The organism is Pseudomonas sp. MF08831, assembly GCF_059862645.1.
The window spans coordinates 1-2480 of sequence record NZ_JCBCUX010000036.1 but is presented as its reverse complement, the minus strand read 5'-3'; the positions used below and the strand labels follow the sequence as shown (position 1 = coordinate 2480).

At 52.5% G+C, this 2480-nt stretch carries 2 protein-coding genes and 2 pseudogenes; all 4 read right to left on the bottom strand.

Translation table 11 applies throughout. The features are described 5' to 3' along the window. Positions 1-37: 37 nt before the first annotated feature. Positions 38-934, bottom strand: a complete 897-nt coding sequence (gene rfbD / locus AC19YS_RS31975) for a dTDP-4-dehydrorhamnose reductase (protein ID WP_500603534.1) — start codon at positions 932-934, stop codon at positions 38-40. Between the two features lie 117 nt (positions 935-1051). Then, positions 1052-1730 (bottom strand): annotated as a pseudogene (locus tag AC19YS_RS31970) (ABC transporter permease); the annotation flags it as partial. Continuing rightward, a complete protein-coding gene (rfbC, locus tag AC19YS_RS31965; RefSeq protein WP_119742193.1) occupies positions 1730-2275 on the bottom strand; it encodes a dTDP-4-dehydrorhamnose 3,5-epimerase in 546 nt (181 codons plus the stop codon). The gene rfbC and the pseudogene AC19YS_RS31970, both read right to left, overlap by 1 nt. After that, positions 2275-2480: pseudogene (locus AC19YS_RS31960) on the bottom strand (glucose-1-phosphate thymidylyltransferase RfbA); the annotation flags it as partial. The pseudogene AC19YS_RS31960 and the gene rfbC, both read right to left, overlap by 1 nt.

Genomic DNA, 2480 nt, shown 5'->3' with positions numbered 1-2480 from the left:
CCACCGGCCAAAATGATTCCTTTACGTTTAAGCATGTTCATTTCTCTAGAATTTCTTTAAGCATCCGTGCCACGCCGTCCTGCCATTCAGGCAGGCAAAGGGAGAAGGCGTTCTGCAGTTTTTGAGTGTTGAGTCGGGAGTTACCCGGGCGTTTGGCCGGCGTCGGGTAGGCCGCGGTGGTGATCACGCCCACGTTGGCCGGTTCGACCTTGAGCTGCACGCCAGCCGCTTGCGCCTGTTCGAGCACGAAGCGGGCATAGCGGTGCCAGGTGGTCTCGCCTGCGGCGGCGAGGTGATACACCCCGCTCAAAGGCGGGTTCGAGCCCAGAGTGCGGATCGCGTGCGCGGTGACGTCGGCCAGCAGGTCCGCCCCGGTGGGCGTACCGAACTGGTCGTCAATCACGTTGAGGCTGTCGCGCTCAATGGCCAGGCGCAGCATGGTCTTGGCGAAGTTGTTACCGCGTGCTGCGTAGACCCAACTGGTACGCAAGATCAGGTGCGCACAGCCGCTGGCCTGGATGGCCTGCTCGCCCTGCAGCTTGGTCGTACCGTAGACGCTCAGCGGGCCGACCGGGTCGCTTTCCAGCCACGGCGTGTCGCCGGTGCCGGCGAACACGTAGTCGGTGGAATAGTGCACCAGCAAGGCATTCAGCTTCAGCGCCTCGGCGGCCAGTACCGCCGGGGCTTCTGCGTTGATACGCAGGGCTTGGGCGGGCTCGCTTTCGGCTTTATCGACAGCGGTGTAGGCCGCTGCGTTCACGATGACGTCAGGCGCAAACCGTTGCACGGTCGCAGCCAGACCCGGCAGATCGTTGAGGTCGCCGCAGTAGTCCGGGCTTTTTGAGTCGAGCGCAAGCACTTGGCCCAAGGGCGCCATACTCCGCTGGAGCTCCCAGCCCACCTGGCCATTTTTACCCAGCAATAGAATCTTCATACCAAACGCTCGGAATAGTGCTTCACAGCCCATTCGCGGCAAGAGCCGGACTGGATATTGATGACGGGTTCATCCGTCCAGACGATTAACGCGCGAGCAACCTACCCCACCGCCCACAATAATGGGCACAAGAGGATTCATTTGCATAATTACTTGGTAGTCTTCAGGGAGGGATGATACAGGATAAAATATTGCAGATAGAAACATGAGCATAGTAATCACCACACCGATAACCTGTGATATATCACGCAAATACACGCCTAGGGAAGCAAGCGCCCAGGAAACCCCCATCGAAAAAAAACAATCAATGGAAAAACAACGACGGGGAAATAGAGCACTGTTAAATGAGGAACACCAAAGAATATACAATAAAATATTAGCCATACGAACAGGCTTACCAACCCATGAAACAAGGCAGCCCCGAGTATCACCCAAGGCAAAATCTCCAAAGGAAAAACAACCTTCTTCACATAATTAACATTGGACAACACCAGATCCGGAGCACGACTAGCACACTCAGCAAAAATATTAAACACTATGAGACCCGCAAACAGAACAAGAGCGTATTCTGTTTTTGACCCACCACTTCCCGCGCCCCAACGCGCATTGAAAACCACACTAAAAACGAAAGTGTAAACTGCAAGCATTAATATTGGGTTAAAAAATGACCAAAGCAGACCAAAACTTGAACCCCGATATCGCCCTAATATCTCTCGCTTCGTAAGCGTATTAATAAGAGATCGATACGCCAATAACTTGCAACCATTTCTATAGGAGAGTAGGAAAAATTTTGCATCAATCAAAAACCTCAGCCTTAGCCAGTAACGAACCCTGCATATCCTTTGCTGATAGAGCTGGAGGCTCATTTATTGGCCACTTTATAGCTAGAGCCGGATCATTCCACAGAATCGATCGCTCATGCGAAGGTGCGTAGTAGTTCGTTGTTTTATAGAGAAACTCTGCCGTATCCGAGAGCACAACAAAACCATGAGCGAAACCTTCAGGCACCCACAGTTGATTCTTATTTTCCGCAGAAAGATAAGCACCCACCCACTGCCCAAATGTCGCAGAGCTGCGGCGAATATCCACAGCAACATCAAACACCTCGCCTTGTACGACGCGCACCAACTTTCCTTGAGTCTGATGCGTTTGATAGTGCAGACCACGCAATACGCCTTTGACTGAACGAGAGTGATTGTCTTGCACGAATTGTATTGAGCGGCCGATAGCCTCTTCAAAAGAGCGATGGTTGAAGCTCTCAAAAAAGAAGCCACGATCATCACCAAACACTTTCGGCTCAAATAACAATACGTCAGCTATAGCTAATGGTGTGACTTTCATTAGTAAATTCTCTCGTGGAGCAGGCGCTTGAGGTATTGGCCATAACCGTTCTTGAGCAACGGTGCGGCCAGGCGCTCTAGTTGCTCTGCATTGATCCAGTTCTGACGGAAGGCGATCTCTTCAGGGCAAGCCACTTTAAGGCCCTGACGGTGCTCCAGCGTGGCAATGAAGCTGCTGGCTTCGAGCAGCGACTCATGAGTACCCG

Excerpts from the sequence above, each read along its gene's own strand:
- rfbD (WP_500603534.1), bottom strand. The coding sequence starts at position 934 with ATGAAGATTCTATTGCTGGGTAAAAATGGCCAGGTGGGCTGGGAGCTC.
- rfbC (WP_119742193.1), bottom strand. The coding sequence starts at position 2,275 with ATGAAAGTCACACCATTAGCTATAGCTGACGTATTGTTATTTGAGCCG.